Annotated in this window: 10 protein-coding genes; 3 read left to right on the forward strand and 7 right to left on the reverse strand. The window is 56.9% G+C overall.

Annotated features, from left to right (window positions below; genetic code table 11):
* Positions 1 to 16: 16 nt before the first annotated feature.
* From LN244_RS10065 to LN244_RS10075, 3 genes are all read right to left on the reverse strand, one after another.
* Positions 17 to 844, reverse strand: a complete 828-nt coding sequence (locus LN244_RS10065; protein ID WP_239039659.1) for a phosphate/phosphite/phosphonate ABC transporter substrate-binding protein — start codon at positions 842 to 844, stop codon at positions 17 to 19.
* 252 nt (positions 845 to 1096) lie between these two features.
* Positions 1097 to 1819: a DNA/RNA nuclease SfsA gene (gene sfsA, locus LN244_RS10070; protein WP_239039660.1), complete on the reverse strand. Its 723-nt coding sequence runs from the start codon at positions 1817 to 1819 to the stop codon at positions 1097 to 1099.
* A gap of 141 nt (positions 1820 to 1960) precedes the next feature.
* Positions 1961 to 3460, reverse strand: a complete 1500-nt coding sequence (locus LN244_RS10075; protein ID WP_239039661.1) for a RimK family protein — start codon at positions 3458 to 3460, stop codon at positions 1961 to 1963.
* Between the two features lie 147 nt (positions 3461 to 3607).
* Here LN244_RS10075 and LN244_RS10080 point away from each other — a divergent pair, with 147 nt between their 5' ends.
* The 3 genes from LN244_RS10080 to LN244_RS10090 all read left to right on the forward strand — a co-directional run bounded on the left by LN244_RS10080 (position 3608) and on the right by LN244_RS10090 (position 9050).
* Positions 3608 to 4714 carry a GNAT family N-acetyltransferase/peptidase C39 family protein gene (locus LN244_RS10080; RefSeq protein ID WP_239039662.1) on the forward strand — a complete coding sequence of 369 codons (1107 nt, stop codon included), beginning with the start codon at positions 3608 to 3610 and terminating at the stop codon, positions 4712 to 4714.
* Between the two features lie 295 nt (positions 4715 to 5009).
* Complete coding sequence (locus LN244_RS10085) at positions 5010 to 5468, forward strand: MaoC family dehydratase (RefSeq protein WP_239039663.1); 459 nt, start codon at positions 5010 to 5012, stop codon at positions 5466 to 5468.
* An 84-nt stretch (positions 5469 to 5552) separates the two neighbouring features.
* Entirely contained in the window at positions 5553 to 9050 is a 3498-nt protein-coding gene (locus LN244_RS10090; RefSeq protein WP_239039664.1) for an indolepyruvate ferredoxin oxidoreductase family protein, read from the forward strand.
* A 114-nt stretch (positions 9051 to 9164) separates the two neighbouring features.
* On the opposite strand, the gene LN244_RS10095 is transcribed toward LN244_RS10090, so the two are convergent.
* The 4 genes from LN244_RS10095 to LN244_RS10110 all read right to left on the reverse strand — a co-directional run bounded on the left by LN244_RS10095 (position 9165) and on the right by LN244_RS10110 (position 13732).
* Positions 9165 to 9938, reverse strand: a complete 774-nt coding sequence (locus LN244_RS10095) for a TIGR01458 family HAD-type hydrolase (RefSeq protein ID WP_239039665.1) — start codon at positions 9936 to 9938, stop codon at positions 9165 to 9167.
* Between the two features lie 69 nt (positions 9939 to 10007).
* Positions 10008 to 11336, reverse strand: a complete 1329-nt coding sequence (qhpG, locus tag LN244_RS10100) for a flavin-dependent monooxygenase QhpG (protein ID WP_239039666.1) — start codon at positions 11334 to 11336, stop codon at positions 10008 to 10010.
* A complete protein-coding gene (gene qhpE / locus LN244_RS10105) occupies positions 11329 to 12015 on the reverse strand; it encodes a subtilisin-like serine protease QhpE (protein WP_239039667.1) in 687 nt (228 codons plus the stop codon). The genes qhpG and qhpE overlap by 8 nt, the downstream gene beginning before the upstream one ends.
* A complete protein-coding gene (locus LN244_RS10110; RefSeq protein ID WP_239039668.1) occupies positions 12005 to 13732 on the reverse strand; it encodes an ABC transporter ATP-binding protein in 1728 nt (575 codons plus the stop codon). Before LN244_RS10110 ends, qhpE begins: the two co-directional genes overlap by 11 nt.
* Positions 13733 to 13742 lie beyond the last annotated feature (10 nt).

Below are 13742 nucleotides of genomic sequence, written 5' to 3' on the forward strand. Positions count from 1 at the left end.
CTGTCCAATCATGGCGTTATTCAACGATATAGAACCTGTCCAGCCCCCACTCACGCATGGGCAAGTATTCATCCAAATCGGCATGAATCGGTTGATACATGGGTATCCGGGCCATCAGTTGACGACCCGCTTCGGTCTTGGCCAGCTTAAGCCACGCCTGCCGCATGGCTTCTCGGTCTTCTTCAGGCACACGGGCATGCGCCGACAGTGGATGCGGCGGTATACCTCGGGTTTCATAAATGACGCGCAGCTGCTCTCGTACTTCAGGAGGCTGTTTCTGCAAGGTGCTCAACACCCCGCCGCCGGCCTCAGTCTGGCCCAGCGCGACATTCAGGTAGACCGAGCTGTGCGTCTGCACGTAGCGGGGGAAAAACTCCAGATCATGCAACCCGACCAGATCGGCCCTCATCAACAACGAGGCCCCCAGAGCATTGGGTGAAGGAAATGCGATGATTTTCTTGTTCAGATCAGCAACGCTCTGGTAAGCACTGTCATGCTTAACAACGAGCACGCCCTTGAGTTGACGCGAACCATCACGCACCAGCGGCACATAGCCCTGAGAGTCATGAGCCTTGAGCATATGGTAGGGGTTCATGTAGGCGAAGTCGTACTCCCCCGCCAGAAACTTCTTCTCGAACACGGGAATCTTGGGACTTCCAACCAGTTCCAGATCGAAATCCAGTTCATGTTCAAGTGCCTGCAGAATCGGCTGCCAGATATCAAAAAGCTTTCGCTGGGCAAACTGCGGGACAACCCCGACGGTGTAGACAGGACGGTTACGATCGGATTGAGCATTGACCGGGAGGGAAAACCAGGCCAACAGGAGAATCAGAATGTACTTCATGTGCGACTGCTTCTCGAAGATGAGTATTCCCGATGTTCAAAGGCAATCCAGAGCACCGGAAATGAACGTCGGCTTAATGGTAATTCTGACAAATCCTGACACTTAAAGACACCTTAAGGCAGGCAGATCAGCTATATCCATTGATCTGAATACGGGAAATCACCAAAAGCCCGGCCATTCTGTATCACATTATCAGTTCATTACGGTCAAAGCGGGCAAATGCTTTCACTGTGATGAACGTAAATGATGCTCTCAGAGCAGAACCGGGATTGGCTTTTCAAGCGTGAAACTATCTGGCCCTATGCGTACTTTCCAAGCCATCACCTTCACACCAGCCTGCGCCGCCTGTCGCAACAGCTGACCATAGCAAGCATCCACTTCATCGGCTGGCCTTGCCGCTCGGGCGCCGCTGTGTTGCACGCAGAACAACAGGACGGCTGTTCTGCCTTCAGCGGCCACCTGTATCAGAGTGCGCAGATGCTTTTGCCCACGCTCGGTTACCGAATCGGGAAAGGCAATGATGCCGTCATCCTCATCCTCCGGACCCGGGCCCAACGTCACGTTCTTGACCTCGATAAAGGTGTGGGGCTCGGCGCGAGAACCCAATGCGAGGTCGAACCGGCTATCGCCATACTGAACTTCGCGTTCCACGCCACTAGCGGGCGAGAGTTCATGTATCAAGCCGGCCCGTATGGCTTCTTCCACCAGGGCATTGGTACGACCGGTATTGACGCCGGCCCAATGCCCGTGGGCAACCTGCACAGCTTCCAGTGTATGGCGATACTTGCGTTTGGGATTGCCGCTGTCCGAGATCAATGCGGGCTGAAGCACACCGGGCAGAACACAGTTTTTCATGGAGCCGGTATTGGGGCAGTGAACCGTCATCTCGCTGCCATCCTCATGCCGAACGTCAGCCATAAATCGCTTGTAACGTTTCAGCAGAGTGACCGTTTCCAGTGGGGGATCAAACTTCACACATATTCCTTGTCATCTGGCCCGGGCAGCAAGGACGAATGGCCGGGCTTCTGAATTTCGGCACCGAGGGTACTGTTTTCGTACCCTCTTTTCATGGTTTATCTCAGCAATTCAACACCATAAGTGGCTATCACAAAAACCCTAGTGCCCAATACCGAGCCTGCGTCTCTCCATTCGACGCAGGAACTCTTCCATAATCATTCGGTACAGACTGTCCTTCAGGTACAGGTCTTCCACCCCGGAATCGATGCTGGGATTGTCGTTCACTTCAATGACTACCACCCGGTCACCCGACTGCTTAAGATCCACACCGTAAAGGCCATCACCAATCATTTTTGTGGCTTTCAATGCGGTCTTGACCACTTTGGCCGGGACTTCATGGATCGGCAGCGTTTCAAAATCACCGGACTCGGTATCACCGCTGCTGTAGTTGTAAATCTGCCAGTGTCCACGCGTCATCATGTACTTGCAGGCATACAGCGGCTTGTTGTTCAGAATACCGATACGCCAGTCGTACTCGGTATACATGAACTCCTGAACCAGCACGATGGCCGATTGCTTGAAATACGTCTCTGCCTGACTGATCAACTCTTCAGCGGAATTGACCTTGACCACCCCCTTGGAGAAGGCTCCATCGGGGATTTTCATCACCCGCGGATAACTCAGCGACTGAGCCAGCGCCTTCAGCTCTTTGCGATCGTCCTTGTACAACAGGTGCGTTTCCGGCATCTCCACCCCGTTCGTCGCCAACAGGTCCGACAAAAACACCTTGTTGCAGCAGCGCATAATGGAGGTAGGATCATCGAAGACGACCAACCCCTCACGTTCGGCCTTTTTGGCGAAACGGTAGGTATGGTTACTGATCGACGTGGTCTCACGGATGAACAAACCATCATATTCGGCCAAGTGACCGAAATCCTTCTTGCCGATCAGGCTAACGTCGATGCCCAGCTGACGCCCTGCGCGGATGAATCGCTTGATCGCCAGTGCATCCGAGGGTGGCTGCTGTTCTTCACGGTCCACCAGAATGGCCAGATCGTAGCGATACTTCTTGCGCGCCACCGGCTTGCGCCACAGCTTGCGACTGAAGGCATCGATAGCGGACGCGAAAAGATCTTCCTCCGCTTCCTGCAGCTGATTAAGGCCTCCGGCCTTAACGGTTTCAATTTCCCAGGCGTCTCCCTTGCGGAAAGTCAGATGCAGAATCGGGCAGGGAAACTGCTCGAAAAGCTGGCGTGCCAAATCCTGCAGCGGCGCAAACAGCGTCTGACCGAAACAGATCGTCACCTTGAGGCGCTGGTCGGCCTCCAGCTGTTCACGCAGGCTGCTGTGCTTGCTGACCAGTTTGCCCAGCGTCAGGTTCAGGTCCTTCATGCTGAGACCATAAATGGATTTGCGGCCCAGGTCGTTGATGGTCTGAATCGAAGGGATTACCTTGTGGCCCCGCGCTTCGGCCAGCAAAGAGGTATAGTAACCGTAGCTCAGGTAACGGTAATGACGACAGAGATTGATGATCTGTACCGGCGTGCGGGATTTCCGGCTGCCCTGCGCCAGATATTCATGGGCACTCAGCAACTGCTCGGCAGGATAAAACGCCTGCCAGTCCTCTTTTCTGTCAACGATAATCATCAGCTTGGTCATGCGGCATCCTGCTATGTTTAACTCTTGCCCACTATCAAGCTGTTTCAGCGGGCGTGCAATCTGCGCGAAAAAATATTTTCTCGCTCTGCTGACAGACAAGGGGCTCTGGCATTAGCCTAGTACTTCTCACCCCTGCGGATCACCACCATGTCCGAAAGTGTCCGTTTACGTCCCGCTACTCTCAACGATCTGCCTGCACTGCTCCACCTGGAGCAGCAATGTTTTACCGAAGACCGGATCAGCCGACGCCAGTTTCGCTGGATGCTCAAGCGCGGGCACTGTGCACTGATTGTCGCCGAAGCCGAAGCAGCGGCGTTGGCCGGCTATATTCTGGTACTGTTCCATCGCGGCACCTCACTGGGTCGAATCTATTCACTGGCCGTCAATGGGGAGATGCGTGGTCTTGGTGTAGCTCAGCGACTGATGCATGCTGCTGAAACTGCGGCGCTGGAACAGGATTGCCTGGCATTGAGACTGGAAGTTCGCACCGACAATGACAGTGCCATACGGCTGTATCGCAAACTCGGCTACCGTCAGTTCGGCATGTATAGCGACTACTACGCCGATCATGCCCCGGCTCTGCGATTCCAGAAACGCATACTGGCGGTCAGAACCCAGGCGCCGGGTGTTGTCCCCTGGTATGGTCAGACGCTGCCCTTCACCTGTGGCCCGGCCTCACTGCTGATGGCGATGAAAGCACTCAACCCCGATATTCAGATGGACCGCCGTCACGAGTTACAGATCTGGCGAGAAGCCACCTCCATTTTCATGACCACCGGTCATGGCGGCTGCGGTCCGCGAGGGCTGGCACTGGCCGCTGCTCGACGTGGCTTCAAGGTCGAACTGTACATCAACCGTGAAGGCCCCCTGTTCATCCATGGCGTCCGTACCGAGCTCAAAAAAGAGGTACTGGAACTGGTCCATCAGGATTTCAAGGAGCAGGTCGAGGCCGCCGGGATTCCGGAGCATGATGAAGAGATCAGTCTGGAAGCGCTGGAACAGGCACTGTCATCCGGTGCCTATGCGCTGATGCTGATCAGCTGCTGGAGTTTCAGCCGCCAGAAGAGTCCACACTGGGTTGTCATCACGGGTATGGATGAACATTACGTGTACCTGCACGATCCTGAGGTGGATGAGGATGAGGAGAAGACCCTGCTGGATACGCAGAATGTACCCGTGCCTCGCAGCAGATTCTGGCGCATGGCCCGCTTCGGCAAGGAGGGCTTGCGTACCGCAGTGATCATTTCAGCCTAACCGACTGACTCTTCACTAATCTAACCATGCTCCCTTCCCCTGCTTAATGCTCTGGAGACGATCTTTCACACTCCTGCCCCCAAAACCCTCTGTGTTTCGATACCGAGGGTTTCAGCAACATTCGACCGACATCGATCCTGAAAATGGCATCCTGAGTTCCCGTCGTTACCTCTGATTTTCCGCATTATCTGTCAGGAAACTTGTATAGGATTGAGATAAGACTTTAGTCGCAAACAACTGCTCACTTCAGTCTTTGCCAACTCCTGTTCAGCAACTGACGAAGGACGGAAAACAAATGGAACGACCCCAGCCAAAAGCCTGCATGACAGTTGCCGATCTCAGGATTGGCATGTCTGCCGAAAAGGAATACAGCATCCATTACGACGATGCAGTCACCTTTTCAAAAATCTCGGGAGACTGGAACCCGGCCCACCATGACGAAGCTTACGCTGCCAACAGTATCTTTCGGGAACGTGTTGCACACGGCATGTTTTCAGTCGCGCAGTTCTCCGGACTGCTTGGCATGGAGATGCCGGGGCTTGGGACTCTTTGGCTCAAGCAAAGTGTCGAGTTCCTGCGTCCTGCCTTTTTTGGTCGACTCTATCGCGCTGTGGTTACCGTCAAGGCGATCGACAGTGACACCAACACCGTCACGCTGAGTACCGAATGCTTTGACGAGCAAGGTGAGAAAATCATTACGGGTGAGGGCGTGGTCAAGCCGATTCCCCTGAAGGTCAAGCAAGCAATGGAATGATTCCAAACAGGCCCCTGCATCAGGACCGGCCTCGCTTTCGTAGCTGCCGGTCAAAAAATTTGCGCATTTCAATGGAAAGAAAACATGTCCGCACCCCAGAAAACACCAGAGCAGACCTACGTTCAGCAGGATGGACCGGTATTCATGTCCGGCAACCAGGCCTACCTTCGTCTTACTTTTGAACAGCACCGCCGTGACCGGGAAGCGGGACTCAACACAGCCGGCTTCATTTCCGGCTACCGAGGTTCTCCTTTCGGCCACTTCGATCAGGATGCCAAAAGAGTCGGCAAGGCTCTCGCGGCACGCAATATCAAATTCAACCCCGGCGTCAACGAAGCGATGGCCGCCACGGCAGTCTGGGGCTCACAGCAGATCGACTTTTTCAATTCCAGCAAATTTGATGGCGTGTTCGGTCTCTGGTACGGCAAGGGACCAGGCGTTGATCACGCCGCTGACGCCCTGCACCATGGCAACCTCTGGGGTACGCACAAGAACGGTGGCGTGGTAATGGCTGTCGGTGACGACCCGATGAGCCGTTCCTCCAGTATCCAGCAACAGAGCGAACATGTTCTGTCCGGCCTGTGCATCCCGGTGTTCCACGCCTCTTCAGTACAGGACATCTACGACTACGGCCTCATCGGTTATCAGTTGTCGCGCTATGCCGGTGTTTGGGTTGCGGTCAAATCGGTCTCTGACATCGCTGAGTCCTGGTATATGGTCGATGTTGATCCGGCCCGTACCCGAACCGTATTACCAGACGATTTCGACATTCCCGACTGCGGCGTACATATCCGCTGGCCGGACAAGTCCGTGGACCAGGACTATCGCATGACAGCGGCCCGCATTCCGGCAGTCAAGGCATTCGTCCGTACCAACAGGCTGAACAAGGTGACTCATGACGCCAGCAAGCGCCGTCTGGGTATCGTTTCGGCAGGGAAAAGCTATCTCGATACTCTGGAGGCCCTCGAAGACCTGGGTATTGACCAGCAGCAGCGTGACGCGCTGGGACTGGCCGTATTCAAGGTGGCCTGCATCTGGCCATTGGAAGAGAGCCTGCTGCGTGAATTCGCCGCGACCGTCGATGAGCTGATCGTGCTGGAAGAGTCCCGGCCGTTCCTGGAAACCCAGGTCAAGGATGTGCTGTATGATATGCCTGTCGAACTGCGTCCGCGTGTTCTGGGCAAACGTGATCACGACGGCAAGGAACAGCTGCCATCCAACGGCGAGCTGACGCCATCCATGATCGCCCGCGTGCTGGTCAACTGGTTCGGCAAGGATAATGCCACCGAATCCATGCAGCAGTGGATGCAGGTACTGGATAACACCGATACCGAGATCGCGGTGCCGCGTGAAAACGTGGACCGCACCCCCTATTTCTGTTCCGGCTGTCCGCACAACAGCTCAACCAAAGTGCCAGAGGGCGCCAATCAGCTGATCGGTATCGGTTGCCACTATCTGGTTCACCTGATGGAGCGTGACGGCGTCAGCTATACCCAGATGGGTGGTGAAGGTGCCACTTGGGCGGGTGCGGCCCCGTTTGTCGATCAGCAGCATGCTTTCGTCAACCTGGGTGATGGTACCTACTACCACTCCGGCTCCGTTGCTATTCGTCAGGCGATCGCGTCCAACATCAACATCACCTACAAGATCCTGTTCAACGATGCCGTCGCCATGACCGGCGGCCAGTCCTTCGACGGCCCACTGAGTGTCGAAGCGATCACCCATGAGATGAAGGCGGAAGGCGCCACGCGTGTCGTCGTCGTCAGTGCAGACCCGGGCAAATTCGACAAGCATCGCTTTGCCGCCGGGACCGACCTGTACCACCGTGACGACCTGATAAAGGTACAAAAAGAGCTCGAGGCGACACCCGGAGTCACTGTTCTGATCTATGAGCAGACCTGTGCCACCGAACTGCGCCGGCGCCGCAAGAGCGGCCAGGCTGAAGATCCTGCCAAACGCGCCTACATCAACTACCGTTTGTGTGAAGGTTGCGGCGATTGCGGTGAGGCATCCAACTGCCTGTCGGTACAACCGGTCGAAACCGAACTGGGCCGCAAACGCATCATTGACCAGTCGGCCTGCAACAAGGACTTCTCCTGCGTTAACGGGTTTTGCCCCAGCTTTGTCACCATAGAAGGTGGCGATCTGGCCAAGGGCAAGGGGATCGAAATCGCCGAAGACATGTTCACTGATCTGCCACAACCAGCCGTTGCAAGCTCCGAGGGTGTTTTTGGTGCTTTGGTCTGCGGTATCGGTGGTACCGGGGTTGTCACCATCTCCTCGCTGATGGGGGAAGCGGCCCAATCGGAAGGCAAGGCCTCTCAGGTTCTCGACCTGACCGGCATGGCACAGAAGTTCGGAGCGGTGTATTGCCACTTGAAGATCGGCGACTCCGTCGATGATCTCAACGCCACTCGCCTGTCACGCGGCAAGGCCAACCTGCTGATCGGTGCCGACATCGTCACCAGCGCCAGCAATGAAGGCCTGTCCCGTTTGCGCCGCGATGTTACCCAGGCCGTGGTCAACGAGCATGAAACCGTGACCGGCGCGTTCACCCGCGACGGTGATTTTCATATTCCGGTCAAGGCCATGCGTGAAGCGATTGAACGTTTCACTGGCAAGGGCAATGCACACTTCTTTGACTCTACCGACGTGGCCCTGCGCCTGACCGGAGATACCATCGGCGCCAATATAATGCTGCTTGGATACGCCTGCCAGATGGGATGGTTGCCGGTCAAGCTCGAATCGCTGGAATCAGCAATCGCAAAGAACGGCGTAGCGGTACCCTACAATCTGCGTGCGTTCAAGCTGGGGCGTTTGATGGCGCATAACCCGCAGCAGATCGAAAAGCTTATGGAGCAGGGCTTCCCCACTCCGGAGTGGCGCATTCTGTCTGATAACGTTGACCAGATGATCGAGCGTCGAGAGCGTGATTTGATCGCCTATCAGGACAAGAAGTACGCCGCCAGCTTCCGCGAACTGGTTGAGCGTGTCCGCAGAGCCGAAACCGCCATCCAGCAGGACAGCATTGCGTTGACCGAAGCGGTTACCCGCAGTCTGTACAAGCTCATGGCCTACAAGGACGAGTATGAGGTGGCGCGCCTCTATACCGACGGCGCCTGGCTGGCTAACATCAAGCGCCAGTTCCAGGGGGACTTCAAGTTGAAGTTCCACATGGCACCACCGCTGCTGTCCAAGCGTGATCCGGAAACCGGCCACCTGAAAAAACGAGAGTTCGGCCCCTGGATGTACGGTGCCCTGAAGCTGCTGAGCCGCCTCAAGGGCCTGCGTGGTACCAAACTGGACCTGTTCGGTTACAGCGAAGAGCGCAAGCAGGAACGCGCGCTGATCATTGAATACCGCAAACGGATCGAGAAGCTTATCGTCAATCTCAGCACCGACAATCTGCAAACAGCCATCGCGATAGCGGCCGTACCTCAGCAGATCAAGGGCTTTGGTCACGTGAAGGAGAGAAACCTTGCACAGGCAAAAGAGCGCTGGGCAATGCTGGAGGAACGTTTTGACAATCCCGCCCGGCATATACAGGCGGTACAGATCATGGAGCCCGAACTGGTCGATTGATCACTGAGTCATAACACTGAACAAACTCTCGAACACCCGATACGCCTCGCGTACCGGGTGTTTTTCCAGTCAGGCCCCGGTCAGGCCTCTTTCATGTCCCATATTGTTCAGACTTCAAAGATGTTCCGGTAGCTGGGCAATGGAATCCAGCACAACATCCGGCACAATTGAGGAGCTTACCATCTGCTCTGGCCGAAACTTCCCGGTGCGCACCAGAACGCCTTTCATGCCACAGTGTTGAGCGCCCCCCACATCCGACTCGATATCATCCCCGATCATGGCCAGATATTCAGGTTGGCATTTCAGCGCCTGGGCCCCCGCCTGAAAGAAAGCGGCCGAAGGCTTGCCGATGATCGTGGCTTCCACACCGCTGGCATATTCAATCGCCGCGACAAAAGCACCGATATCGACCCTAAAACCTTCCTCTGTTTGCCAGTACCTGTTCTTGTGCAGCGCCACCAGCCTGGCCCCTGACATCACCATTTGGGCAAGCCGATTGATCAGGTCATAATTCCAGGCCCGTCCGATGTCTCCAATCAGCACGGCATCAGGAGCATTTTCGACAGGTTCAAATGCCTCAAATTCACTTTTAATGGCATCGGATATGGCAAGGAAGCAGGAACGCACACCCGCCTGATGCAGATAGTTGGCGGCGACAGAGGGGGTACTCAGTATTTCCTCAGGCTCGATGGAAAAGCCCAGGGCTTTGAGTTTCCGGGACAGACTGCCACGTGACTGGGTGGTTGTGTTGGTCAGAAATCGAACCGGCAACGCCAGCTTGCGGATATGCGCCAGAGCCTCTTGTGCCCCATCAATCGCCTGATTGCCTACATAAAGCACTCCATCAAGGTCAATCAGCATACCCTGAGCGTTATCCAACACTTTCATCAAGCACCCTCCGATTCAGTATCTTTCACAGTATAGAAGGTGCTTACTTGACCAAGGGCATAAACCCGGTCAGACCTTGATCCATCCCTGATTTTGCATCCAGAGCGCCAGGCGTCTGCCGTTGTCATCCCCGAGACTGTCCGCGAGCACCTCATCAGCCGTTCGGTCCGACTCGGCTCGCACAGCCTCCAGCAAGGGAGCCAATGGCAGGCCATTCAGATGCCAGATGCCCAGTGGCTGATCAGGCGTAATCACGACCGGGGCCTCTGTGATCACTCCGTCTTGCACTACGGGACGCATACCGATGCTGACCTGATCCGGTGTGACTTCAAGATGCAACGGCTGGCTATCGGGCCACTGGCTTCGTTCCTGCCAGAAAGGTCGTAGCGGCCATTGGGTTTCCTGGGCATAAAAGTCGCGCCCGATACGGGCAAAACGGTAGAACAGTCCCTCGATGCGCGCCTCGTGAAAGGCCTTGGCCAGTTCGGCACGTTCCGGGTGCCTGATCAGGGTGTTCACCACGGCAGGGGCCTGCAGCGCCGAAGACAGCGCCTGGAAAATACCGTTGCCGGAAAGCGGGTCCACTGCCATGGCGGCATCGCCCACCCGAATCCAGCTGTCACCGGCACTGTGTTCACAGAGTACGGGGGTACTGGTACGCGCATACACGTCACCGGCCGGTTCCGCCCCCTCGATGAACGGCTGTGCCTGCTCCAGCTGTTCAAGCCGCGCGCGGCACCAGTCACCCAGTTCACGCTTGGGCGGCAGGTTGGCACTGGCCACGTCCAAGGTCAGCTGCAGGTAACGACGACCGTCATTGCGCATCGCCATCCAGGCCCAGCCATCCTCAAAGCTCTGCACGGCCGAACGCGACTCTGCCTGCGGTCCTTGCCAATATTGCAGCAGGGATACCGTCTGTGCACCCTTGACTCGGGGCACCCCGGCCGCCGGGGCCGCTCGCCCTCGAGCTTCCACCAGAAAGCTCGCAGACAGCTGCTGTTCACCACCTTCAGCCAGCGCCACCTCGGCAATATGCCTGCTGCCTTCTGCCTGGCAAGTCTTGACCCGACCCTGGATCACCTGCACGCCTTGCTCAGAAAGATCCACAAGCAAGGCTTGATCGAAACGCTGACGGGGCACCAGACGCTCCGTATTGGCTGCGCTGGTCACGCCGTTCCACGTCACCTGACGCGGCGACGGATCAGCCATTTCATTCAGTGCGATATTGAACCCGGCTCCCTTCATTCCCTGAATGACACGGTCAGAAATGCCTTCAACCGCATCGAAAGGACGCGGTTCTCCGATCAGTGTGACGCTGTACCCAAGACGGCGCAGCCCGATAGCAACGGCGCCACCGGCGGGACCGCCCCCCAGAACCAGAACATCGGACTCAATCATCAGCACCTCCTCTGCGCTCAGGACCATGATAAAGGGATTGAGCAATCAACCACTGCCGGGCTGAACTCAGGTTTGGGGCATCTGTCTGGCTCAGATAACGTGCCAGATGAGCGCTCAGATGCGCACATCCCAGGCTGGCACCCGACTGTCCGACACTGTCATCCAACGGTCGGACGCAGGCACCGAAATCGGCAAACTCGGTTTCGAGATGGGAGATCTGTTCACGCTCACAGCGGGCATCGCCGGTCATCCGAAAAACACCAGGGTAACCGGAGGGAAACACCGGCTCACCTCGCGCCGGGCTGGCAGCACAGAGAATGACTCCCTTCTGCAGCGCACGTGCGCAGGCCTCGCGCAGGGAATCACGGTCATGGCGCAGCCCCAGACTCAGGTTGATCACCTGTGCCCCCTGATCAACCAGCCAGTCGATTGCTGCAGCCACCTGTGCCGCCGTGGTCGTGAAGCGATCATGAAAGACCTGTGCCGACAGCACTTCGGCCTGGGGCGCGAGCTGCTGGATGATGTCGATGATGCGGCTGCCGTGCCCAATACGGTCGGGTTCGGCCTCGGCCATCCAGAGCTGACTGTCGGCCAGCACGAAAGCGGCGCTCTCGCTCACCTGCTGCGCGTCAGAGCAGCCAGAGTCCACGACACCAATGCGAATGGTCTCAACCGACATCAGCCACCTCCTCAACCTCCCTCAAGTGACCATTCTGCAACAGCAGGCGCAGATCGGCCCCGGCCAGCGTGGAGGGGCGATGGCTGATCAGAATACGGGTTCGGTCGGCAAAGAGCCTGTCGACCGCTGCGATCACCTGCTGTTCAGTGGCTTCATCCACCGCCGACGTGGCTTCATCGAGCACCAGTACGGCCGGCTGTTGCAACAGGGCACGGGCGATCGCAATTCGCTGTTTCTGGCCACCCGAGAGCTGCTGCCCCCTTTCACCCAGCGGAGTATCCAGACCCTGGGGCATACGCTCGATAAGCTCTTCCAGCTGAGCCTCACGTGCCGCCTCACGCACCTGTTCATCGGTCGCTTCAGGACAGGCATAACGCAGGTTATCTGCCAGTGAGCCTCGGAACAGGGTAATTTCTTGGGACACTACTGCCACGCTGCGACGCAAATCAGACAGCCCCAGCTCGCGGATATCCACACCATCCAGCAGCACACGTCCCTCTGCGGGATCATAGTGGCGCTGCAACAGATCGATCAGGGTCGACTTGCCCGCTCCTGATGCCCCTGCCAACGCAATCTTCTGTCCGGCGGGCAGCAAGACACTGACCCTGTTCAGCACGGGGTCGCGGTCCGCGTAGGCGAAGCTGATACCCTCCAGTTGCAGCTCGCCCTTGAGAGGCTGCGGCAAAGGCCTGGGTTCGGCCGGCGAGTCAATATCGGCATCCGTCAGGCGCAAATCGCTGACCCGGTTCAGACTGACACTCATCCGCTGGATGGCGACATAAAGCCCCAGCAGGCTGTTGACCGGCCCGGTGGCCATGCCCAGATAGGTAGAGAAGGCGATCAGCGACCCCAGCTGCCATTGCCCCTGAATCACCCACCAGCCTCCGATCAGAAAGGCGGTGGCACGGGTCATGGAGGTCAGAGTGCCGGGAATGGCATGGGTAAAGAATTCGGTCACCTGAAGCTTCAGTAGCTGATCCAGGTAGTTGTCGTTGAGCCCTCCCAGACGTTTGCGCTCACGCCCCTCCTGACCGCTGGACTGGATGAACTTCATCGCCGGCAGGGTTTCAACCAGAAAGCTGGACAGGTCCGCCGAACGTTCTCGCATTTCACGGGTACGCACCTCCACCTTGCGCCGCATCCAGCGCAGCCAGACCACCTCCAGCGGAATCAGTACCAGCACCAGCAGCGACAGTTTCCAGGACAGCGTCACCAGCAGTACCAGCGCACCCACCAGGCCGATAATGCTGCTGACCGCCGAAAACAGGCTGTCGACGGCAAAACGCTGGATTTCGGCCACATCGCCATCGATGCGCGACAGCAGATCGCCGATGCGGCGGCCACCGAAGAAGGACGGTGACAAGCGTTGCAGATGTGCGTAGAGGTCGGTTCGCAGGGCAAACAGAATGCGACCGGACAGTCGTGTATGCAAATAACGGTTAACCCCTGAAAGGGCCGTCCCCAGAATACCCACCAGCACCATCGCCACGGCCAGCTGTATCAGCATGCCATAATCCTTGGCGATCAAACCTTCATCGATCAGCAACTTGGTCAGCCAGGGCTGCAGCAACACCAGTGCCGAACCGATAAATGACAGGCCAAGCAGCCCGGCAATTGCTCTCTTCTGGGGTTTGACGAAGCTGTACAACCAGCGAAATCCCTGCTCCAGACGACTGCGATCAGGAGCATGAATCGCGCGCACCAGCCAGTTCAACATACTATTTTCC

Origin of the sequence: Marinobacterium sediminicola (genome assembly GCF_022343685.1) — a bacterium.
Lineage (GTDB): Bacteria > Pseudomonadota > Gammaproteobacteria > Pseudomonadales > Balneatricaceae > Marinobacterium > Marinobacterium sediminicola.

Bases quoted from the DNA above. Each gene is read 5' to 3' on its own strand.
- LN244_RS10065 (WP_239039659.1), bottom strand. From the start codon at position 844: ATGAAGTACATTCTGATTCTCCTGTTGGCCTGGTTTTCCCTCCCGGTC.
- LN244_RS10075 (WP_239039661.1), bottom strand. From the start codon at position 3,460: ATGACCAAGCTGATGATTATCGTTGACAGAAAAGAGGACTGGCAGGCG.
- LN244_RS10080 (WP_239039662.1), top strand. From the start codon at position 3,608: ATGTCCGAAAGTGTCCGTTTACGTCCCGCTACTCTCAACGATCTGCCT.
- LN244_RS10085 (WP_239039663.1), top strand. From the start codon at position 5,010: ATGGAACGACCCCAGCCAAAAGCCTGCATGACAGTTGCCGATCTCAGG.
- LN244_RS10090 (WP_239039664.1), top strand. From the start codon at position 5,553: ATGTCCGCACCCCAGAAAACACCAGAGCAGACCTACGTTCAGCAGGAT.
- LN244_RS10095 (WP_239039665.1), bottom strand. From the start codon at position 9,938: ATGAAAGTGTTGGATAACGCTCAGGGTATGCTGATTGACCTTGATGGA.
- qhpG (WP_239039666.1), bottom strand. From the start codon at position 11,336: ATGATTGAGTCCGATGTTCTGGTTCTGGGGGGCGGTCCCGCCGGTGGC.
- qhpE (WP_239039667.1), bottom strand. From the start codon at position 12,015: ATGTCGGTTGAGACCATTCGCATTGGTGTCGTGGACTCTGGCTGCTCT.
- LN244_RS10110 (WP_239039668.1), bottom strand. From the start codon at position 13,732: ATGTTGAACTGGCTGGTGCGCGCGATTCATGCTCCTGATCGCAGTCGT.